The organism is Clostridia bacterium (genome assembly GCA_017438525.1).
In the GTDB taxonomy this organism is placed as follows: Bacteria; Bacillota; Clostridia; order Oscillospirales; family RGIG8002; genus RGIG8002.
Window position 1 is genome coordinate 20,735 of sequence record JAFRVI010000001.1, and the last position, 20,226, is coordinate 40,960.

General features: G+C 53.8%; 20 protein-coding genes and 1 tRNA gene. 16 read left to right on the forward strand and 5 right to left on the reverse strand.

Annotated elements, in window-relative coordinates; genetic code table 11:
* Positions 1–20 precede the first annotated feature (20 nt).
* The 7 genes from IJL83_00090 to IJL83_00120 all read left to right on the forward strand — a co-directional run bounded on the left by IJL83_00090 (position 21) and on the right by IJL83_00120 (position 6,775).
* Complete coding sequence (locus IJL83_00090) at positions 21–1,211, forward strand: LCP family protein (GenBank protein ID MBQ6552012.1); 1,191 nt, start codon at positions 21–23, stop codon at positions 1,209–1,211.
* Positions 1,212–1,236: 25 nt separating this feature from the next.
* Positions 1,237–1,590 carry a ribosome silencing factor gene (gene rsfS, locus IJL83_00095; protein ID MBQ6552013.1) on the forward strand — a complete coding sequence of 118 codons (354 nt, stop codon included), beginning with the start codon at positions 1,237–1,239 and terminating at the stop codon, positions 1,588–1,590.
* A 23-nt stretch (positions 1,591–1,613) separates the two neighbouring features.
* On the forward strand, positions 1,614–4,016 hold the full coding sequence (locus tag IJL83_00100; GenBank protein ID MBQ6552014.1) for a leucine--tRNA ligase: 2,403 nt from the start codon (positions 1,614–1,616) through the stop codon (positions 4,014–4,016).
* 112 nt (positions 4,017–4,128) lie between these two features.
* Positions 4,129–4,305, forward strand: a complete 177-nt coding sequence (locus IJL83_00105; protein MBQ6552015.1) for a 30S ribosomal protein S21 — start codon at positions 4,129–4,131, stop codon at positions 4,303–4,305.
* Positions 4,306–4,406: 101 nt separating this feature from the next.
* Positions 4,407–4,856 carry a YqeG family HAD IIIA-type phosphatase gene (locus tag IJL83_00110; GenBank protein MBQ6552016.1) on the forward strand — a complete coding sequence of 150 codons (450 nt, stop codon included), beginning with the start codon at positions 4,407–4,409 and terminating at the stop codon, positions 4,854–4,856.
* Positions 4,857–4,858: 2 nt separating this feature from the next.
* Positions 4,859–5,695 (forward strand): TIM barrel protein, encoded by an 837-nt coding sequence (locus tag IJL83_00115; protein MBQ6552017.1) that lies wholly within the window; start codon positions 4,859–4,861, stop codon positions 5,693–5,695.
* Positions 5,696–5,710: 15 nt separating this feature from the next.
* The gene (locus IJL83_00120) at positions 5,711–6,775 is read left to right on the forward strand and encodes an aminopeptidase P family protein (protein ID MBQ6552018.1); all 1,065 of its coding nucleotides are present in this window, start codon (positions 5,711–5,713) and stop codon (positions 6,773–6,775) included.
* Here IJL83_00120 and IJL83_00125 read toward each other — a convergent pair.
* Entirely contained in the window at positions 6,762–7,709 is a 948-nt protein-coding gene (locus tag IJL83_00125) for an RluA family pseudouridine synthase (GenBank protein ID MBQ6552019.1), read from the reverse strand. The genes IJL83_00120 and IJL83_00125 overlap by 14 nt on opposite strands.
* 126 nt (positions 7,710–7,835) lie before the next feature.
* Between IJL83_00125 and radC the strand changes: the two genes are divergently transcribed.
* Together radC and IJL83_00135 are read left to right on the forward strand one after the other, a co-directional pair.
* Positions 7,836–8,543, forward strand: coding sequence for a DNA repair protein RadC (gene radC, locus IJL83_00130; protein ID MBQ6552020.1), 708 nt, complete (start codon positions 7,836–7,838; stop codon positions 8,541–8,543).
* Complete coding sequence (locus IJL83_00135) at positions 8,543–9,205, forward strand: hypothetical protein (GenBank protein ID MBQ6552021.1); 663 nt, start codon at positions 8,543–8,545, stop codon at positions 9,203–9,205. The genes radC and IJL83_00135 overlap by 1 nt, the downstream gene beginning before the upstream one ends.
* Before the next feature lie 60 nt (positions 9,206–9,265).
* Here IJL83_00135 and IJL83_00140 read toward each other — a convergent pair whose 3' ends face one another.
* Positions 9,266–10,204, reverse strand: coding sequence for a TIGR01212 family radical SAM protein (locus IJL83_00140; GenBank protein ID MBQ6552022.1), 939 nt, complete (start codon positions 10,202–10,204; stop codon positions 9,266–9,268).
* Between the two features lie 121 nt (positions 10,205–10,325).
* Between IJL83_00140 and IJL83_00145 the strand changes: the two genes are divergently transcribed.
* Positions 10,326–11,237 carry a carbohydrate kinase family protein gene (locus IJL83_00145; GenBank protein MBQ6552023.1) on the forward strand — a complete coding sequence of 304 codons (912 nt, stop codon included), beginning with the start codon at positions 10,326–10,328 and terminating at the stop codon, positions 11,235–11,237.
* Between the two features lie 18 nt (positions 11,238–11,255).
* Positions 11,256–12,170, forward strand: coding sequence for a pseudouridine-5'-phosphate glycosidase (locus tag IJL83_00150; GenBank protein MBQ6552024.1), 915 nt, complete (start codon positions 11,256–11,258; stop codon positions 12,168–12,170).
* A gap of 141 nt (positions 12,171–12,311) precedes the next feature.
* Here IJL83_00150 and IJL83_00155 read toward each other — a convergent pair whose 3' ends face one another.
* The 3 genes from IJL83_00155 to IJL83_00165 all read right to left on the reverse strand — a co-directional run bounded on the left by IJL83_00155 (position 12,312) and on the right by IJL83_00165 (position 14,784).
* A complete protein-coding gene (locus IJL83_00155) occupies positions 12,312–13,139 on the reverse strand; it encodes a helix-turn-helix transcriptional regulator (GenBank protein MBQ6552025.1) in 828 nt (275 codons plus the stop codon).
* 2 nt (positions 13,140–13,141) lie between these two features.
* Positions 13,142–14,005 (reverse strand): helix-turn-helix transcriptional regulator, encoded by an 864-nt coding sequence (locus IJL83_00160; protein ID MBQ6552026.1) that lies wholly within the window; start codon positions 14,003–14,005, stop codon positions 13,142–13,144.
* A gap of 407 nt (positions 14,006–14,412) precedes the next feature.
* Positions 14,413–14,784, reverse strand: a complete 372-nt coding sequence (locus tag IJL83_00165) for a metal-dependent transcriptional regulator (GenBank protein MBQ6552027.1) — start codon at positions 14,782–14,784, stop codon at positions 14,413–14,415.
* A 214-nt stretch (positions 14,785–14,998) separates the two neighbouring features.
* Here IJL83_00165 and IJL83_00170 point away from each other — a divergent pair, with 214 nt between their 5' ends.
* From IJL83_00170 to IJL83_00190, 5 genes are all read left to right on the forward strand, one after another.
* Complete coding sequence (locus tag IJL83_00170; GenBank protein ID MBQ6552028.1) at positions 14,999–15,211, forward strand: ferrous iron transport protein A; 213 nt, start codon at positions 14,999–15,001, stop codon at positions 15,209–15,211.
* A gap of 25 nt (positions 15,212–15,236) precedes the next feature.
* A complete protein-coding gene (locus IJL83_00175) occupies positions 15,237–15,458 on the forward strand; it encodes a ferrous iron transport protein A (protein MBQ6552029.1) in 222 nt (73 codons plus the stop codon).
* 2,075 nt (positions 15,459–17,533) lie between these two features.
* Positions 17,534–19,261 carry an ABC transporter permease gene (locus tag IJL83_00180; GenBank protein ID MBQ6552030.1) on the forward strand — a complete coding sequence of 576 codons (1,728 nt, stop codon included), beginning with the start codon at positions 17,534–17,536 and terminating at the stop codon, positions 19,259–19,261.
* A gap of 256 nt (positions 19,262–19,517) precedes the next feature.
* Positions 19,518–19,593 (forward strand) — tRNA-Ala (locus tag IJL83_00185).
* A gap of 70 nt (positions 19,594–19,663) precedes the next feature.
* Entirely contained in the window at positions 19,664–20,113 is a 450-nt protein-coding gene (locus IJL83_00190; GenBank protein MBQ6552031.1) for a RusA family crossover junction endodeoxyribonuclease, read from the forward strand.
* Positions 20,114–20,226: the final 113 nt, after the last annotated feature.

The following is a 20,226-nucleotide window of genomic DNA, read 5'->3' on the forward strand; positions in this document are numbered from 1 at the left end:
CCAAGAGCGGCAAGAAGAGTATGAACAAAAAAGATAAGCGCCTGCTTATCATAATGGTCTCCGTGATAGTCGTGCTGACGATTTGCGTCGGATTGCTGTTGACGTGGCTTATGACCGGCTCCGTTTTCAAGGAGAAGATACCCGACGGAAGCAATGCCCTCCCGATCGACGATAACGGCGAGTGGACGGATATAGATATTCGGACGCCGGAGGATATGAATGACGGACGCGTCCAGCGCGAGAATGTTTACACCTTCGTCTGCTGCGGCATAGACATCGACGAGTTCCGCGCCGATACGATAATGCTCGTGACGCTCGACATGAACAAGAAGACGGCGAATGTGCTGCACATCCTGCGAGACACTTTCGTTCATATGAACGGCAAGAGTTACAAAATCAACAGCTTCTACGCCCGCAAAAAGAGCGACGGGATCCGCCAGATAATCTATAACCGCATGGGTATATACCCGAATTATTATGTGACGCTGAACTTCAAGGCGTTTCGCAATATAGTCGATATAATCGGCGGAGTTGAGATCGAGGTCCCGTTCGATATGCGCTACTCCGATCCGACGCAGGGGCTGAATATCAACCTGAAGAAAGGATTCCAACTGCTTGACGGCGACAAGGCGGAGCAGTTCGTGCGCTACCGCAAGGGCTCCGGAGGCGACGGCAGCGACGAGAGCAGACAGAAGCGTCAGGAGCAGTTCCTTACCGTATTTATGCAGAAGTGCATAGACACCTGTGCGAACGATCCCGCGAAGGCGCTGAATATCGTCACGCAGATGATCGAGCATATGAACACCAACCTTTCGATCGCCGAGTTGGCAACATTTGCGCACTATGGTATGGAAATCGGTGTTGAGAACGTAAAATTCCACACTCTCCCGGGCGACTATAAGTATGTCAATAAGACGTGGTATTATCAGGGTTATTCAGAGCAGACTCGCAAACTGCTCAACGAATACTTCAATCCCTACGAGGAGAAACTGACAAGTTCTCGAGTGGATTTTGACGATCCCGGAGATTATGCCAGACCTTCAAGTGAGGATAACAGCGACGACAGCGGCGATTCATACTCCGGAGACGATTCGTCCGAGGAGGACGACGATTCGAGTTCGTCCGAGGAGGATCCGTCCTCTTTCGATGTTATCGACGAAAGCTCTTCATCACAGGAAGAGGAATCCTCATCTTCATCAACAAATGAATAAAACAAACTGCAAAGGAGCGAATGCAATGAAAGAAAAGAACGAGATCGTCGAGACCGCCGTCAAGGCGCTCAACGCAAAGAAGGGCGTCGACATAGAAGTCATCGACGTTTCGGAGCTGACGAACATAGCCGACTGGTTCATTCTTGCCAGCGGCACCAGCAACATCCATGTCAAATCCCTCGTCGACGAGGTGGAAGCACTGATTAAGGCCGAGCATGGAACAGCCCCTAAGCGTGTCGAGGGCTACCCCACGGCGCAGTGGATACTTATGGATTACGGTGACGTCATCGTCCATGTTTTCCACCCGGAAGCAAGAGAGTTTTACAGTCTCGAACGCCTTTACAGCGAGGGCGCGAGAATGGAAATAGAGGATAAATGATCCGTAAGAGAGAAGAGTTCAAAATGGGATACGATTTCAAAGCAATAGAGAAAAAATGGCAGGATAAATGGGACGAGCTCAAGCCATTTGCAGCCGTCACCGGCAGCGAGAAGCCGAAATTTTACGCGCTCGTCGAGTTCCCGTACCCCTCCGGCGCGGGACTGCACGTCGGGCATCCGCGTTCCTACACCGCGCTCGACGTCATCGCGCGCAAGCAGCGTCTTAGCGGTTATAACGTCCTGTATCCGATGGGCTGGGACGCCTTCGGCCTCCCGACCGAGAACTACGCCATAAAGAACAAGATCCACCCCGAGATCGTTACGCGCAACAACATCGCGCGTTTCAAGAGTCAGCTCAAATCGCTCGGCCTTTCGTTTGACTGGGACAGAGAGATCAACACCACCGATCCGAATTACTTCAAGTGGACGCAGTGGATTTTTCTGAAGCTTTTTGAACGCGGACTTGCGTACAAAAAGGAAATGGCGGTAAACTTCTGCACCTCCTGCAAGTGCGTCCTCGCGAACGAAGAGGTCGTCGGCGGAGTCTGCGAACGCTGCGGCAGCGAGGTTATCCGCAAGACCAAGAGCCAGTGGATGCTGAAGATAACCGAGTACGCCGAGCGCCTGCTGAACGACCTTGACGACGTCGACTACATAGAGCGCGTTAAGACGCAGCAGCGCAACTGGATCGGCAGATCCAAGGGCGCTGAGGTCGATTTCACGACCACCGCGGGCGATACGCTTCGCATATTCACGACCCGCCCCGATACGCTTTTCGGCGCTACCTATATGGTCATTGCGCCGGAGCATCCGCTCATCGACAAGTGGCGCGAAAAGATCGCCAACTTTGACGCCGTTTCCGCATACCGCGACGAAGCGGCGCGGAAGTCCGATTTCGAGCGAACCGAGGTCGCCAAGGACAAGACCGGCGTAAAGCTCGACGGAGTAGAAGCGATCAACCCCGTCAACAACAAGAAGATACCGATCTTTATCTCCGACTACGTGCTTATTTCCTACGGCACCGGCGCGATAATGGCTGTTCCGGGCCACGACACGCGCGACTGGGAGTTTGCCAAGAAGTTCAACGTTCCGATAATCGAAGTCGTCAAGGGCGGAAACATTGAAGAAGCCGCCTTCACCGACTGCGAGACCGGCATAATGGTCAACTCCGGATTCCTCGACGGCCTTCCCGTTGAAGAGGCGAAAAAGAAGATCGTCGCATGGCTCGCCGAAAAGGGAATAGGTGAGGAGAAGGTCACCTACAAGCTTCGCGACTGGGTGTTCTCGCGCCAGCGTTACTGGGGCGAGCCCATCCCGATAGTGCACTGCGAGCATTGCGGCTACGTGCCGCTGCCGGAGGATCAACTCCCGCTGCGTCTGCCGGAGGTGGAGAGCTACGAGCCCTCCGACGACGGCTCTTCGCCGCTCGCGAAGATAGACTCCTGGGTAAACACTGCCTGCCCGAAGTGCGGCGCCCCCGCGAAGCGCGAGACCGACACCATGCCGCAGTGGGCCGGCTCGTCGTGGTACTTCCTGCGCTACTGCGATCCGCACAACGACAAGGAACTCGCGTCAAAAGAAGCGCTGGACTACTGGACTCCGGTCGACTGGTACAACGGCGGAATGGAGCACACCACGCTGCACCTGCTTTACTCGCGCTTCTGGCATAAGTTCCTCTACGACATCGGCGTAGTGCCGACGAAGGAGCCGTACGCCAAGCGCACGAGCCACGGAATGATCCTCGGCGAAGGCGGGGAGAAGATGTCCAAATCCCGCGGCAACGTCGTCAACCCGGACGATATCGTGAACGAATACGGCGCGGACACCATGCGCCTTTACGAGATGTTCATCGGAGACTTTGAGAAAGCGGCGCCCTGGTCCTCGCAGAGCATAAAGGGCTGCAAACGCTTCCTTGACCGCGTTTATTCGCTTCCGGAGCTGCTCGTCGAAGGCGAGGGCTACGGCAAGCTTGAGAAGAGCTTTAACCGCGCGATAAAGAAGGTCTCCGAGGATATAATGACTCTCAAGGCGAATACCGCAATCGCGGCGCTTATGGAGCTTCTCAACGAGATCGCCGCCGAGAAGGCAATAACCGCCGACGGACTCAAGACCTTCCTGATCCTGCTCAATCCGCTCGCTCCGCACATTACCGAGGAGCTCTGGGAGCAGAACGGCTTCGGCGGTTACATCCATCAGCAAAGCTGGCCGGCGTATGACGAGAGCAAGCTAGCCGACGACGTCGTCGAGATTGCCGTGCAGATAAACGGTAAGCTCCGCGGCACCGTCGCGATCCCCGCCGACGCCTCCGACGCTGACGCCATCACCGCCGCGAAAGCGAACGGAAAGATAGCCGCCGAGCTCGAAGGGAAGCAGATCATCAAGGAGATTTTCGTCAAGGGCAGACTCGTGAATATAGTCGCGAGATAAAAAATCGACTTTTTTGAAAAAAACTCTTGACAAAAACGGGATTATAATTATAATAAAAATATTACTATGTTATTTAGTAGGATTTTGATTTACGCAAGGGAGGGAAAAGTTAATGTCAGAAATTAAGCTCAAGGACAACGAATCGTTGGATAATGCCCTGCGTAGATTTAAGCGTTCCTGCGCGAAGGATGGTATCCTTTCCGAAGTGCGTAAGAGAGAGCATTATGAGAAACCTTCAGTGAGAAGGAAGAAGAAGTCGGAAGCTGCCCGCAAGAGAAAGTTCAAGTAAGGCATACGCTTTCGGGTTCCAACACGAATAAAAAGCGGGGAGCCGTCCCCGCTTTTTTGTTTGTATTTTACCGCCGCGCAAGCGGCTGAACGGAGCGACCATTGAATCTGTTTACACCCGATCTCCGCAAGGAAAGAGTAACTGAAATAACCCCGGAAGTTCTCCGCGCCCTCGGCGTAAAGGGCGTGATCGTTGACCTTGACAATACTCTCGGCGGCTACGATGATCCGCTTCCGCCTCCCGACGTCATCGAGTGGGCGAAAGGGATTGCCGCCGCCGGTTTTCCGTTGGGCATCGTTTCCAACAATTCGCATAAGAAGCGCGTTTCGGCTTACGCCGCCGCGCTCGGCGTGCCGTGGAAACGTTGGGCACTGAAACCGCTTGCCTTCAAACTGCGCAGCGCCGCGCGCGAAATGGGGCTCAAACGCCGCGAGGTCTGCAAGGTGGGCGACAAGGTCTGGAACGACGTCGTCGGCGCGCGCCTCGCGCATATGAAGGTAATACTCGTCACCTCGGTGGCGAAGCTGAAGCAGCGAGAAAAAGAGGAGTAGCTATGTGGTATTTCGGCACCGCGGGTACGCCGGACGGATATGACGGAAAAAGCTCCGTCGAATACGTTTCATGGCTGAAGGAAAAAGGACTTAACGCGTTTGAATACCAGTGCGGCAGGGGAGTGCGCGTTTCGCCGGAAACGGCGTACGGCATCCGCTCGGAAGCGGAAAAGCACGGAGTGCGCCTTTCGCTCCACGCGCCGTATTTCATTTCGCTGAGCTCGGTCGATCCGCAGAAGCGGCTCAACAGCATCGACTACATAATGCAGTCCGCCGTCGCCGCGGACGCTATGGGAGCGGGCAGAATAATCGTCCATTCCGGCAGCGTTTCCGGCATGGAGCGCGAAGAAGCCGTCGCGATCGCGGCGCAGACGCTGAAGCAGGCGATCGGCGCGCTCGATGAAGCGGGGCTCGGCCATATCGCGATCTGCCCCGAAACGATGGGCAAGCAGAATCAGCTCGGCACCGTCGGCGAGGTATGCGGCTTCTGCCGGCTTGACGAACGGCTGATACCGTGCGTCGACTTCGGCCATCTTTACGCCCGTTCGCTCGGCGAAGTCGAGGGCTATGAAGCGTCGCTCGCCGTCCTCGACGAGATCGCGGACGCGCTCGGCACGGAACGGATGAGAAACCTGCACATACACTTTTCGCACATCGAGTTCACCGCCGGCGGCGAAAAACGCCACCTCAACTTCCGCGACGGACGGTTCGGTCCGGATTTCGAGCCCCTCTGCCGCGCGCTTGAAAAACGCGGCGCCGAGCCGGTGATAATCTCCGAGTCCGCGGGAATGCAGGACGAGGACGCGCTTGAAATGAAACGCATACACGAAGATAGATAACAGGGGGAAAGAGAAATGAATACCTACAAGAGATTTGCTGAGCGTATCAAAGGGCAGGTAGACGCCGTAGTAGCGTTCTCGCCGATAAACCGCCGCTGGCTGACCGATTTCAAATCCACTGCCGGCTACGTTGTCGTAACGCCCGAGCGCTGCTTCCTGGGCGTTGATTTCCGCTATATCGAGGCCGCGAAAAAAGCCGGAGAAGCGGCCGGCATAGACGTGTTTATGTATGATAAGCAGCTTGAAAGTCTGGCTAAGCTGCTTGACGAGCTGAACGTCAGTACCGTCGGCTACGAAGAAGAATTCATGACCGTCGCGCAGTTCAAAAACTTTAAGGCCGCGCTCGGTAAATACAGATACGTCGGCGTTTCGGCGCTCTTCACGCAGGAGCGCTCGGTAAAGGAGCCGTTTGAGGTCGAGCGTATGGCGAAGGCACAGGAGATAACCGACAAAGCGTTCATGCACGCGCTTTCCATCATTCGCACAGGAATGACCGAAAGGCAGCTCCGCAACGAGATTGACTCTTTCTTCATCAATAACGGCGCGGACGGAAACGCGTTTGAATCCATCGTGCTTTCCGGCGAGAATACCTCCCGCCCGCACGGAGTTCCCGGCGACAGAGAGTTTCGCACCGGCGACCTTATACTCATGGATACAGGCAGTATGTTCGACGGTTACTGCTCCGATATGACGCGCACCGTCGCGCTCGGATACATAAAGGACGAAGCCGTGGAGGCCTACAACGCCGTCCTCGCGGCGCAGGAAGTCGCGCTGAACGCCATAAAAGCCGGTGAAAAAGCCGCCATGATGGACAAGGCGGCTCGCGACGTATTGGCTTCTTACGGCTGGGCGAAGGAATTCGGCCATTCGCTCGGGCACGGCGTGGGACTTGAAATACACGAGAGTCCCTACCAGAGCACCGTATCTAAGGATATTCTGAAGGCCGGTCACGTGGTGACCGTAGAGCCGGGCGTGTATTTTGAGGGCAAATTCGGCATACGCATCGAGGATATGGTGCTCGTGACCGAAACGGGACTTCGCAACTTCACCGGTTCCAAAAAGCAGCTTATCGTTGTCTGACGTCTCCGACGAAGTCGGGGTCGGGAACGGAGAAGGTCTTGCCGTCGAGGTAGTCGAGCGCCTCGCCTTCGCCGCCGAAATCGAAGGTGACGGAGGCGGCGCAGAGCGCCTGCCAGCGTCTTCCGCTTTTGCGGTAAAGCGCGTTGCTGCCGTACTTTCCGTCGCCGACGAGCGGATGCCCGATATGTGCCATATGCGCGCGTATCTGGTGCGTGCGTCCGGTCAGCAGATCGACTGAGAGCAGGGAAATATCGCCGTCCGTCTTTAAAACTTCATATTTCGTTATCATGGTCAAAGCGCCCTTTGCCGGCTCGTCCGTAACGAAGGAGCGCTTTTTCTCTTCATCCTTGCGGATAAAGGCCTTGAGAGTTGCGCTTCTCGGCTCGGGAACGCCGTGGACGAGGCAGAGATAACGCTTTTTCACGCGCCTGTCCGCGATCATCTTGTTCATTATACGCAGCGCCTCGGCGTTTTTAGCGACGATGACGATGCCGCAGGTGTTCCTGTCTATGCGGTTGCAGAGCGCGGGAATAAATGAGTTTTCTGCTTCGGGCGAGTATTCGCCGCTGTCGGCAAGCATCTTTATCACGCGCGCGATGAGCGTATCGGGATCGCCGCTTTCGTCGTCATGTACCGATAGTCCTACCGGCTTGTTTACGAGCATGATGTTCTCGTCTTGATAAACGACGTCTACGGGCGGGAGGTCGGCAACGGCGCGCACCTTTTTCGTCAAAACGTCGTCATTGAGATAAACCGTAACCGTATCGCCTTCGGCGAGGCGGTCGGACGGTTCGCAGCGTTTCCCGTTCAGCTTTATATGCTTCGTGCGGACGGCGCGGTAGAGCATCGACTGCGGCATAAAAGGGAACGCCTTGCTTATGAACTTGTCAAGACGCTGTCCCGCGTCGTTTTTGCCGATAACGAGCTCTTTCATGCTGCCTCCGATCGTACAAGCGCCGTCAGGTGTTTTTAACGATAAAATATTATCACATTTTAGGCGAAAATGAAAGTATTATTTGCATTTTTGCGGTTTTGTTGTATAATGGAAGCGGTGATTCTAATGCCGAAAGATAAAAACATACATTCCGGCCACAGAGACAGAGTGAGAGAACGCTTTTGCGAAACGGGACTCGACTCCTTTGCAGACCACAACGTCCTTGAGCTCGTGCTTTTCTACTCAGTGCCGCGCAGGGATACAAATGAGCTCGCGCACCGTCTCATTAAGCATTTCGGCTCACTTCCAGCAGTATTTGAGGCGAGCGTAGAACGGCTTATGGAGGTGCCCGGGATCTCCTATAATTCCGCGGTGCTGATACGCCTTTTCACCGAAGTCGGTAAAAGGTATGCTATGTCCAAACAGAAAAAAGGCGTTGTTCTGGACGATATGGAGACGGCCGCGAATTACGTATCCGGTCTGTTTATAGGAGACAGCGTCGAGTCGTTTTACATAATCTGCCTCGACGGACGAAACAAGGTGATCTGCTGCGAAAAGCACTCATCCGGAACGGCTACAAACTCGAACGTTACCATTCCGTTCGTAATAGACAGCGTCACGAAGCATAAGGCGCGCAGCGTTATACTTGCGCACAATCATCCGGCGTCATACGCGCGACCGTCTTATGAAGACGTGGATATAACGAGGAGGATAAAACGTCTGCTCGACGAGATGCACATACATCTTATTGATCACATTATTGTGGGATACGATGGCAAATGCGTGTCAATGAGTGCTTCCAGAATGATGAGCGAGGATTATGGGGTTAACTGATGACTGAACTGCTGAGGATCCAAAAAATATTTCGAAGACTGAAGCTGCTTTTCGTTTTCTTCGCGGTGATCTGCTTTGTTCTGGCGCTGCTTGCCGCGTCGGCGGCGGTGATGTGGGGTATAAAGGGCGAAGCTTATATAGCCAACGGCGGCGGCTTTCTGTCGCGCATCGCGGAGGCGCTCGATTTCGGGGGCGGTGGCGTTACGCTCGGTCTGTTCATTATGGACGCGATATCTTTCTTCGCGATCGGTGTGCTGCTCGTCGCGACAGTGCGCTGCCTTCGCGCGGAGCTGAAGGAAGGCACTCCTTTTTCCGAAAAGGGAGCGGGCAGAACGAAGGCGCTCGGCCTTCTGTATTTCTTCGTTTCGCTCGCCACGGAAATGGCGGCGGTGATACTGCGCGAGTCGTTTTCGGTCGCGCAGGCGGAGAGCATAGGGATCGTCGGCGGAATGGCGACTGGCGTAACTCTGATGATAATGAGCTCGGTGATGCGTTACGGAACTCGCCTCCAGGACATGATAATGCTGAAGGACGTGCCTCCGCCGGAGTCGCACGAGATGGAGTATCCGCCGTTTGACGAAACGGAAACCGAACCGGTCGAAGGAACCGCGGCGGCGGAGTCGGAAGTCGCGGAAAACGAAAAACCGCATGAAGCCGAATAAACGCGAAAGGCAAGCCGAACGGCTTGCCTTTACTATTGTATACGCAAATTCCGCGAATCGTCACCCGCGATATCCGGCTCCTTGAAACGTCCCTCTGCGGCGGAATTCCGCGTCGATCGCGTTGAGGACCTCGCGCTTTCTGCGGCTCCAGCGCGGCGCGATCAGGTCTTCGCCCTTGCCGTCGCCGGTGACGCGCTCGAACACCGTTTCCGGCGGGAACAGCTCAATCTGGCTGACGACGGTCGAAACGTACTCCTCCTTCGTCATCGCCTCGAAAGCGCCGCCTGCGTAAAACTCCGCAAGCGGAGTGCCTTTCAGAACGTGGAGCAGGTGTATCTTCATAAAGTCGGGCTTCATCGCGGCGAGAACGGATGCGGTTTTCAGCATATCCTCGCGTGTTTCGCCGGGCAGGCCATTTATAACGTGGACGCATACGGGGATCCCGCGCGCACGCAGTTTTTCAAATCCGCTTGTGAATTCCGCGAAGCCGTGCCCGCGTCCGAGTTTCAGCGCGACGCCGTCGTTGACCGTCTGCAGACCGAGCTCGACGGTGAGAAACGTGCGCCGCGAAATCTCCGCGAGCGCGTCGCAGACGTCGTCGGGCAGGCAGTCCGGCCGCGTCGCGACCGCGAGTCCGACCGCGCCGGGAAAGTTCAACGCCTCGTCCCAGAGCGCGAGCAGACGCGGCAGGGGCGCGTAAGTGCAGCTCCCGGCCTGAAAATAGGGGATAAAGGCGTCGACCTCCCACTTTGCACGCATGACCTCGCGCTGCGTTTCGAGCTGGCGCGTGACGCTGCCGGAGGCGCAGAAGTCGCCGCTTCCGCTGCCGGAGCAGAAGGCGCAGCCGCCCGTTCCCTTCGTCCCGTCGCGGTTGGGGCAGGTGAAGCCGCCGTCGACGGAAAGCTTCGCGGCCTTGCGCCCGAAGCGGTTCCGCAGGTAGTAATCGTACGTGTGATAGCGTTTCCCGTTATCGCTGAAGATGAATTCCCGGCTGTCCACGGCGCGCCTCCTTTCGCGTTTATATCTGAATTATACCACTGTTTCGCCGCCGGCGCAACGCCGAATCGTCGGTTGACATGATCGCGCGGCGGTGTTATAATAGCGGCAGGGAGTGTTTGAAATGAGAGTATCGGTGATCGGCGCATCGAATATTGATATTTCCGGCCGTTCCGCGTCGCGCTTCGCGCCGCGGGACTCGAATCCGGGCGCGGTGACGAAATCGCTCGGCGGCGTCGGCAGGAATATTTCGCATAACCTGCGTCTGCTCGGCGCGGACGTATCGTTCTTCACCGCCATCGGCGGCGACGAATACGCCGAAACGATCGCGAAGGACTGCGCGATGCTGGAAATCGACCTTTCTCACGCGCTTTACCGCCCCGACCTGCGCAGCTCGATATACCTATGCATAAACGACGAAAAAGGCGAGCTCGTCGCGGGTATCGCGGATATGGACATCTGCGAAGCGGTGACCGTCGAATACCTGAAGCGCGAGCTGGAGCATATAAACGACGCGGACGCGGTCGTTTTCGATACTAACCTCACGGAAGAGTCGATGGAGTATCTGATGAAAAACTCCGCGGGGCCGACCTTCGTCGACTGCGTATCCGGCAAGAAGACCGAAAAGCTGAAGCGCGCGCTTGAGCGCGGCGGCTGCCGGCTTTTCACGCTGAAAGCGAACAGGACCGAAGCCGGCGTGCTCGCCGGCGGCGAGATCGCGGACGAAGCGGACGCGAAAGAAGCGGCGATGCGGCTGCGTTCCTTCGGCGCGGAACGCGTGTATATCACGCTCGGCGCGGACGGCGTCTGCTGCGCGGACGGAAGCGGAGCGTTCGTGCTTCCCGCCGCTCGCGCTTCCGTGGTCAACGCTTCCGGCGCGGGCGACGCCTTCATCGCTGCGATTGTCTACGCCTCCGGCAAGGGCGCGGACCTGCGCGCTTCCGCGGAATGCGGCCTGCGCGCCGCGAAGCTCACGCTTGAGAGCCCGTCCGCCGTCAGCGCCGCGATGTCCGCAAAGGAATTGAAGCTGAAATAACAAACGGAGGTAGTTCCCATGAATAAATATCTCGATATCTCGCCCGAAGTTAAGGCGGCGCTCGACGCTGGCAAGCCCGTCGTCGCCCTCGAATCCACTATAATATCGCACGGTATGCCGTATCCGCAGAACGTTGAAACGGCGCTTACCGTCGAGAAGACGATCCGCGACAACGGCGCCGTGCCCGCGACGATAGCGGTGATCGGCGGACGGCTGAAGGCGGGGCTTTCTCCCGAAGAGATAGAATACCTCGGCAAGACCGGCGCGGGAGTAACGAAGGCGTCCCGCCGCGACCTGCCCGTGCTCGTTGCGAAGGGCGCGGACGGCGCGACCACCGTCGCTACGACGATGATAATCGCGGCGATGGCGGGGATAAAAGTCTTCGCCACCGGCGGCGTCGGAGGCGTACACAGGGGCGCGGAAACGACGATGGATATTTCCGCCGACCTTGAGGAACTCGCGGGAACGCCCGTCATGGTCGTATGCGCGGGCGCGAAATCCATTCTCGACCTCGGCCTTACGCTCGAATACCTCGAGACGAAGGGCGTGCCCGTCATCGGCTACGGCACTGACGAACTGCCCGCGTTCTATACGCGCAAGAGCGGCTTCGGCGTGGACTACCGCCTCGATACGCCGGCGGAGCTCGCCGCGGCGTTCAAGGCGAAGCTGGATATGGGGCTTCGCGGGGGAATGCTCGTCACCAACCCGATACCCGAGGAATACTCGATGGATCCCGACTGCATCAACGGCGCGATAGACGAAGCGGTGAAGGAAGCGGAAGCCCTCGGCATACACGGCAAAGCGACGACGCCGTTCCTGCTCGCGAAGATAAAGGACATCACCGGCGGCGACAGTCTGGAAGCGAACATCAAGCTCGTGCTGAACAACGCCGCACTCGCCGCGAAGACCGCCTCCGAGCTCGCGAAGCTGTAGCGGAGCGGGGGAGCGAAGCCGATTAAACAAAAACGAAAACAAAACACAAGCGCCCTTGGCGTACCTGCGATAAAGCAGGTTTATAAGCCAAACAAAACCACCGCCGAAAGCGACCAAACGGTTACTCTCGGCGGTGGTTCATTATTCTTTAATAAACGGCGTATTTCTGATATGTGATTGTAGGCTGTATGCTCCCTTATAGCCAATCTCTCTTGTCATCAACAATACGGCAAGCAATTTGTGGCTCGGTCGAGAATAATACAGAACACATTTTTTACCGTTAATTGTAAGCTCCTGTTTCCATATTAGCTTTAGCGTCAACAGATCATCTATTACCGCATTGATTTGATCACTTGCAATTTCGCAATCTCGCTCAAGCACTGCGCTCTCAAAAACATAATTCTCCGTTTTATGATACAAATAGATCAAAGCGTTCATTGTATCCGTATGCGACAGTGCAGCAAAGATTTTTTGCAGGTCGTCCTTATCATTCAGAAAATGTCCGTACCCCTCTGTCGGTTGTGGAAATACCGAGAAGAAAGGTTCTATTCCATTAGAAACGATTGTAAATCCGTTATCGTCAAGAATATAGGATGCGTTTTTCTGATTTTTGATTTCGTTGGGATCATACTTCTTTTCGATTTCCATACGACAGTTAAACAAACCGCGCTCGATCTGCCAACCGATATCACGCGCAACGTTAAAACGCTCATTTGCTTCTGTTGCATGAATCAATTTCACGATTTTGGACGAAATATCTGCCATTGTAACCGATTCATTCCCGAAAAGCTCGTCAAGAGATACCTCAAGCTCGTTGGCAAGTGGCACAAGAAGTGCTCCGTCTGGATAGGTTTCGCTCGTTTCCCACTTGGATACTGCTTGCGCAGATACGCCGAGCTTTGTAGCGAGCTGTTCTTGTGTCATATCCTTTTCAAGACGCAATCTTTTGATATTAGCTGATAAACTCATAGTTATTTACCTCCGATCATTTTGCATCTTCCGTTGAAGTTGTATTCGTAGGACTCTCTACCGCACATTCTTTCAAATGCCAAGGAAATTAAGGAGAGAACAAGACCGTCTCCGTGGCATTCATACACTCTCACATCTCCTTCGGCAAGATGCGCTGTTACCCAATGGCATGCTCCTACAGAACAGAATTCATCGAGAATTTCGGAAACTCGTTCTTCCTTTACGCCCGTATTCTTTGCAATATAGTCTGCCGTGAAACTTTCAGAGCATGCGGTGGAATGAACATAATAAAGAACGGGCAAAGCATCTTCACTCGACAAGAACTTGAAGATTTTAACGATTTCTTTTTGCTTATTCGAATTGTTCATCCATGCAAAATCAGCTTTGTTGCGGAGCATCATTACCGCCACGTTTGCATTTTCGGAGCTTGCTACGAACTCAAAAAACTCATGAAGCGATATGTTAGAACGATAAAAATGCGATATCTCAGGCGGAAAAACATTTTCTCTATCATATATATCATCACTATATTGGGAAACTGTTCCATACATAGCCGGAATAAGTGCTCTTACCGCTTCAAATGCTTTTAGCACAGATTCGCGGCGATCAAGCCCTTCAAACAAAGAGCGGATTTCTTCCGTCGTGCTTTGCTTTTTATCCTCGGAAAGTCCGAGAAGCGTGTCAGTAGTGACACCATAATATTTTGCGAGTTCTATAACCGTAGGGAGATCAGGTGTCGAGGCACCATTCTCCCATTTGGACACCGTTTTATTTGAAATAGATAGGTTTTGTGCCACATCTTCTTGTGTTACTCCCTTTGATGTGCGGAGCTCCACCAATTTTTCTGCAATCTTACATTCGTACATATTTTTCACCTCTCGAAAAAATTCAAGTTCCGGAGCTTGTGACTAGATTATACACGAAACCAACAGTAGAGTCAACAGAGCGATATTCTATCATTTCTCTGCTTTGGAGAATAAAACGCACAACAATCAACCAAATGTAGCAAATGGCTTTTGTGTCCACAAAAGCAGTGCTTGTCAGGAAAATTGACAAGTTATAGATGACCAAAAAGAAAGGCTCCCTTGTGTAAAGGGAGGCTCATTGTCGCCCGACAGTTCATCTGAAAGGTGTAACACACTATACCTTGTAAGCAAGGCGCGTGAAAAGGAGTACGAACAAAACGCTCGTACTCCTTTTGTTTTTTTCGGCAGGTAAAACCTGCTTTATGAAAGGCACCCCTTCGGACGCTTGTTTTTGCATATCGCGATTATTATCCGCCGTATTCGCTCGCGTGCTTCTTTATCGCGGCGAAGGTTTCGTCGCTGAGATAATGCTCGATGCGGCAGGCGTCTTCGGTCGCGGTCTTTTCATCGACTCCGAGACTTATCAGCAGCCGGCTGAGGAGCGTATGCCTCTCATATATCCTCTTAGCTATCGCTTTTCCCGATTCCGTCAGCCTTATGTAGCCCTGCGCGTCGGTTTCAACGTGTCCTTCTTTTTTGAGCAGGCCCATAGCGCGGCTTACGGACGGTTTGGAAAAGCCCATATGCTCTCCCACGTCGACCGCGCGGACGTTCGCGTTCTTTTGTGATAATACGAGTATCGTTTCGAGGTACATTTCGCCGGATTCGCGCATCGCCATCTTCTTCACTCCTCGCTTGTCGGTATTGACTGCTTACTATTATAGCGTAAAAAACACGATTTTTCAAGATGAATCCGAAAGATTATAAAAAACTCAAAAAAGTTCCAAAAACCTCTTGACAAGTTAGCGGACGCTAACTATAATATTATACGGTTAGCGGAAGCTAACCGATATTTTTGGCGAATAGTTAGCAGTTGCTAACGCGGAGGGAAATATGATACCGCTTTGTTTAGCTGAAAAAGGGGAGCCGCTTATCATAAAAAGGATCGGCGGAAATCCGGAAGTCAAGCTGCATCTCGAGAATCTCGGCTTCAACGTCGGGGGAGAGGTGCTGATAGTCAATTCTCTCGGCGAAAACATCATCGTTAAGGTCAAAGAATCGCGCGTAGCCATCAGCGACGAGCTTGCGCGTAAAATAATGGTTTAGTATTTTATACAAGGAGGAATACAAAGTGAAAACACTCAGAGACGTAAAGATCGGGGAGACCGCCACCGTCGTCAAGCTCCACGGCGAAGGCGCCGTAAAGCGCCGCATCATGGATATGGGCATTACCAGACGCACTCCCGTATACGTGCGCAAGGTCGCGCCGCTCGGCGATCCGATAGAGATCACCGTCAGGAACTACGAACTGTCTATCCGTAAAGCAGACGCGGAAATGATAGAAGTGGAATAAAGACTGCTTATTTTTTCAGCCGGCGGTTAGCGTTGGCTAACCGTTCAAAGCTCGTCAGAGCAGAAAGGAAGCATTTATCATGGACGTAAGAATCGCCCTTGCGGGCAATCCGAACAGCGGCAAAACGACGCTTTTCAACGCGCTGACCGGTTCCAATCAGTTCGTCGGAAACTGGCCGGGCGTTACGGTCGAGAAGAAGGAAGGCAAGCTCAAGAAGCACGACGGCGTTATCGTCACCGACCTTCCGGGCATCTATTCGCTCTCTCCCTACACGCTGGAAGAGGTCGTCGCGAGAAACTATCTTATCGGCGAGCGCCCCGACGCGATACTCAACATCGTCGACGGCACGAACCTCGAGAGAAACCTCTATCTTACCACGCAGCTGACCGAGCTCGGCATACCGGTCGTCGTTGCGATCAATATGATGGACGTCGTCAAAAAAGAAGGCGACAAGATCAATGTCGCCGAGCTTTCGCGCCAGATCGGCTGCCCGGTCATCGAGATTTCCGCTTTGAAGGAAACGGGCATAGCCGAAGCCGCCGAAGCGGCGATCGAAGCCGCGAAAAACGGCAAAACGATCCCGCAGCACAGCTTCTCCGGACCGGTCGAGCACGCGCTCGCGCACATCGAAGAAGCGGTCGTCCACGACCTGCCGGAAGAGCAGCAGAGGTGGTACGCCGTCAAGATCTTCGAGCGCGATGAAAAAGTTCTCGAATCGCTGAACCTCGCGCCCGACGTGCTCGCGCACATCGAGGAGGACATAAAGTCCGCGGAGGCCGAGCTTGACGACGACGCGGAAAGCATCATCACGAACGAAAGATACATATATATCGCCGAGGTCATCAAGGGGTGTTACAAAAAGAAGACCGCGAGAAAGTTCACAAAGAGCGACAAGATCGACAAGATCGTCACCAACAGATGGCTCGGACTCCCGATCTTCGCGGTCATCATGTTCCTCGTTTACTATATCTCGATGGTGACGGTTGGCAGCGCGGCGACCGACTGGGCGAACGACGGACTCTTCGGCGACGGCTACCATCTGCTCGGAATCGGCAGCAGCGCCTACGCGGAAAAATCGGAGAATTACGAAGCCGCGGCGAACGCGCTCGCCGCTTACGGATTCGAATTCGATCTCGAAGACGAAGAGTTCGACGCCGACGCGCTCGCCGCCGAAATAAAGAGCTTCACGACGGATCAGGCGTCCGCGGAGACCGAGGTCACCGACGACGAAACGCTTGAAGTCTCGACTCTGACCGTCTATTACGACTCCGTGCCCGATGACGCCGACGAAGAAGCGACCAACGGCATGACCTTTAAGGAAGCCGTCGCGTATTTCGGCGAAAAGGGCTTTGAGGAGCCCGATCCGGCGGACGACGGCGTATGGGTGCCCGGCATTCCCGGGCTGCTCGACAAAGTCCTGCTCGACGCGGACGGAAACGCGCGCGTTCCCGAGTGGCTCTACGGACTTATTCAGAACGGTATCGTCGCAGGCGTCGGCGCGGTGCTCGGCTTCGTGCCGCAGATGCTCGTTCTGTTCCTGCTGCTCGCGTTCCTCGAGGGCTGCGGCTACATGGCGCGTATCGCCTTCGTTCTCGACCGTATATTCAGGAAATTCGGCCTCTCCGGCAAATCCTTTATCCCGATGCTCGTCGGCACCGGCTGCGGCATCCCCGGGATCATGGCGTCCAGAACGATCGAAAACGAACGCGACCGCCGTATGACGATAATGACGACCACCTTCATTCCCTGCGGAGCGAAGCTTCCGTTCATCGCGATGATCGCGGGCGCGCTCTTCGGAAAACTACACCGTTTCGACCTTCGTGCTGATGAGCGGCAGGGAGTACGACGCGAACGGCGAAGGCCTCTGGCTCTCGGACAAATTCGCAAGGCTGAACGGTATCGCGGAGGGGGATATTCTTACCCTCGAGTTTCAGGGAACGGAGATCGATATCGAGGTCGTCGGTCTCATAAAAGCCGGCGAGCATATGATCTGTCTTGCCGACAGCAATCAGGTGATGCCCGATTTCACGACGTTCGGGTACGCGTATATCTCTCCCGCGGAGCTCGACGGCATCTTGCTGAAAAAGCTTCCCGCGAACGCGCCCGCCGAGATGCTCGAAGCGGCGAAGGACAAGGTCTTCTCGCAGATCAATCTGCGCTCCGGTATGGAAAAAACGGAGCTGGAGGACGCGGTCAGGGAAAAGCTCGGCAAAACGCTTATGGTCGTTCCGAAGGACGATCACGTCGTCTATAAAGAGGCGATGGGAGAAGCGGACGAGGGAAAAGCGATGGGCTCAATTCTTCCGGTGCTGTTCCTCGCGATCGCCGTGCTTACGATGGTCACGACGATGCACCGTATCGCCACAAAAGAAAAAACTCAGATAGGAGTACTGAAGGCGCTCGGCTTCAAAAACCGCACCATCCTGCTGCACTATTCGTTTTACGGTCTTTTCATAGGACTCGCGGCCTCGGCGTTGGGCGCCGTCCTCGGATACTTCGTATGCAAGGCGGTAATGAGCGAAAACGGAATGATGGGAACGTACTTCGATATGCCGGACTGGACGGCGGATACCCCGGCGTTCTGCTATCCCGTGATTGCGTGCGCGGTCCTGCTGCTTGCGCTGATAAGCTTTCTTTCGGTGCGCGCGCAGCTGCGCGGCACCGCGGCTGACGCCCTGCGTCCGTATACGCCCGGAAAAATGAAAAAGTCGCTTCTTGAAAAGCTCCCGTTCTTCGGCAGGATGAACTTCGCGACCAAATGGAACGTACGCGATCTTATGCGCCACAAGAGCCGTTTCGCTATGACTCTCGTGGGTATTATCGGATGTATGATCCTTCTCGTCGGCGGTCTCGGTATGCGCGACACCATGGCGGGCTTTCTCGATCTGCTCGATAACGGCGTTTCCCACTACGCCACGAAGGTCAACATTGTCGAGAACGCGGGGCTTGAAGAAGCGGCCGGACTTATATCCGACCTCGATGCGGATTGGGAAAGCTATTCAGGTATAAGTATGGACGGGGATACCGCGACGCTCGATATCGTTCATAACGAAAAAGGCCGCTTCAGCGTTATCGACGAAGACAACGAACCGATAGACCTGCGGGACGACGGCGTTTATCTCTGCCTGCGTCTTGCCGATAAAGCGAAGATAGGGGAGTACGTCGAGTTCTCGCCTTACGGCGGTGAAAAAACGTACAGGGTGAAGGTCGTCGGATACAACCGCTCTATTATGACCGAGAGCGTTACCATGACCAACAGACTCGCGGACGAACTCGGCATCGTGTACGGCGTTTCCGCCGTTTATACCGAAAAGAGCTCGAGCGAAATACCGCCGTCCGAACTGATTTCCGGCAAGCAGGACAAACGCCAGCTTATGGACAGCTTTTCAAGCTTCGTTCAGATCATGGACGGAATGGTATTAATACTCGTCATTGCCGCGATCATACTCGGCATAGTGGTGCTGTACAACCTCGGCGTAATGAGCTACGTCGAACGCTCCAGAGAACTCGCCACGCTGAAGGTGCTCGGTTTCAGAAGCAAAAAGATCGGGCACCTGCTGATTTCTCAGAACGTCTGGCTGACCGTTATCGGTGTGATACTCGGACTTCCAGCCGGTCTGGGAACGCTTCAATGGCTGCTGACGGCGCTCGCGTCCGAATACGAACTGAAGCTGATGCTCGGGCCGTTGACGTATTCGGTATCCATTTTGCTGACGTTCGGAGTATCGATACTTGTCGGGTGGATGGTAGCGCGTAAGAACAGGAAAATAGATATGGTTGAAGCGCTGAAAAGCGCGGAATAAGGGAAAATCCGAAGCGGATGATTCCCGACTGGGAAGAATAGGGCGGATTTCCGGCGCGGATTTGCCCGGGCCGGCTATGCCGGAACGCCGTTATTGAGATTTTTTTGCTGAAAATTGAAATTCGCTCTTGATTTTTTCTTCGCTATGTGGTATATTAACTCTTGCCGTCTGAAAAACGGCGGCAATTTGGGCCTGTAGCTCAGTTGGGAGCCCGAAGGACATCCTTACACACCCCACAATTTCATACATTTGACAAGGGCTTGTAGCTCAGTTGGGAGAGCGCCGCGTTCGCAACGCGGAGGTCATGGGTTCGAATCCCACCAGGTCCACCACGAAAAAGCAAGCATTCAATAAATTGGTGCTTGCTTTTTTCATAAAGTTTTAGAAACATTGGAGATTATTATGCACATTTTTTATGTAACAAATCGAAAACCTCTATCACATAACAAATCTGCTTCACATGAAAAATATAAACAATTATTTCGCGATGAATTCAATAAAAAGTATGCTAAGTTATATAATAATTTACCAATTGAAAAGGGACCGCTTCAATCATGTGTAGTTTATGTACATCAATTGCGTCCCGGAATTATACCTGATGTGGATAATCTTAGCAAACCAATTGTAGATTCATTCTCGGGAGTAATATATAAAGATGATCGATTAATCATCAAAAGATCTGCTATTATATTGGAACTCAAAGAATTTGATTTTGTTACAATTGATGCAACTAATATGCCTCCAGAAGTATACAACGATTTCAATGAATATCACGAGAACAAAGAGGAAAATATAGTATTATTTGAAGTAGCAGAAATATCACTCGATACAATTAGAATAGGAGAGTTTTAATTATGAAACTAGGAATGTCAGAAATTATCGGCGGAATTGAACAAGTAGCTATGAATAAGATTACAAATAGCCTCACGGAACAAGGTTTTGTTGTTCGCAAAGATTATACATTA

Excerpts from the sequence above, each read along its gene's own strand:
- IJL83_00125 (MBQ6552019.1), bottom strand. The coding sequence starts at position 7,709 with ATGAAAGAGCTCGTTATCGGCAAAAACGACGCGGGACAGCGTCTTGAC.
- IJL83_00100 (MBQ6552014.1), top strand. The coding sequence starts at position 1,614 with ATGGGATACGATTTCAAAGCAATAGAGAAAAAATGGCAGGATAAATGG.
- IJL83_00155 (MBQ6552025.1), bottom strand. The coding sequence starts at position 13,139 with ATGAGTTTATCAGCTAATATCAAAAGATTGCGTCTTGAAAAGGATATG.
- IJL83_00150 (MBQ6552024.1), top strand. The coding sequence starts at position 11,256 with ATGAATAAATATCTCGATATCTCGCCCGAAGTTAAGGCGGCGCTCGAC.
- radC (MBQ6552020.1), top strand. The coding sequence starts at position 7,836 with ATGCCGAAAGATAAAAACATACATTCCGGCCACAGAGACAGAGTGAGA.
- IJL83_00135 (MBQ6552021.1), top strand. The coding sequence starts at position 8,543 with ATGACTGAACTGCTGAGGATCCAAAAAATATTTCGAAGACTGAAGCTG.
- IJL83_00170 (MBQ6552028.1), top strand. The coding sequence starts at position 14,999 with ATGATACCGCTTTGTTTAGCTGAAAAAGGGGAGCCGCTTATCATAAAA.
- IJL83_00165 (MBQ6552027.1), bottom strand. The coding sequence starts at position 14,784 with ATGGCGATGCGCGAATCCGGCGAAATGTACCTCGAAACGATACTCGTA.
- IJL83_00105 (MBQ6552015.1), top strand. The coding sequence starts at position 4,129 with ATGTCAGAAATTAAGCTCAAGGACAACGAATCGTTGGATAATGCCCTG.
- IJL83_00090 (MBQ6552012.1), top strand. The coding sequence starts at position 21 with ATGAACAAAAAAGATAAGCGCCTGCTTATCATAATGGTCTCCGTGATA.
- IJL83_00190 (MBQ6552031.1), top strand. The coding sequence starts at position 19,664 with ATGCACATTTTTTATGTAACAAATCGAAAACCTCTATCACATAACAAA.
- IJL83_00120 (MBQ6552018.1), top strand. The coding sequence starts at position 5,711 with ATGAATACCTACAAGAGATTTGCTGAGCGTATCAAAGGGCAGGTAGAC.
- IJL83_00145 (MBQ6552023.1), top strand. The coding sequence starts at position 10,326 with ATGAGAGTATCGGTGATCGGCGCATCGAATATTGATATTTCCGGCCGT.
- IJL83_00160 (MBQ6552026.1), bottom strand. The coding sequence starts at position 14,005 with ATGTACGAATGTAAGATTGCAGAAAAATTGGTGGAGCTCCGCACATCA.
- rsfS (MBQ6552013.1), top strand. The coding sequence starts at position 1,237 with ATGAAAGAAAAGAACGAGATCGTCGAGACCGCCGTCAAGGCGCTCAAC.
- IJL83_00115 (MBQ6552017.1), top strand. The coding sequence starts at position 4,859 with ATGTGGTATTTCGGCACCGCGGGTACGCCGGACGGATATGACGGAAAA.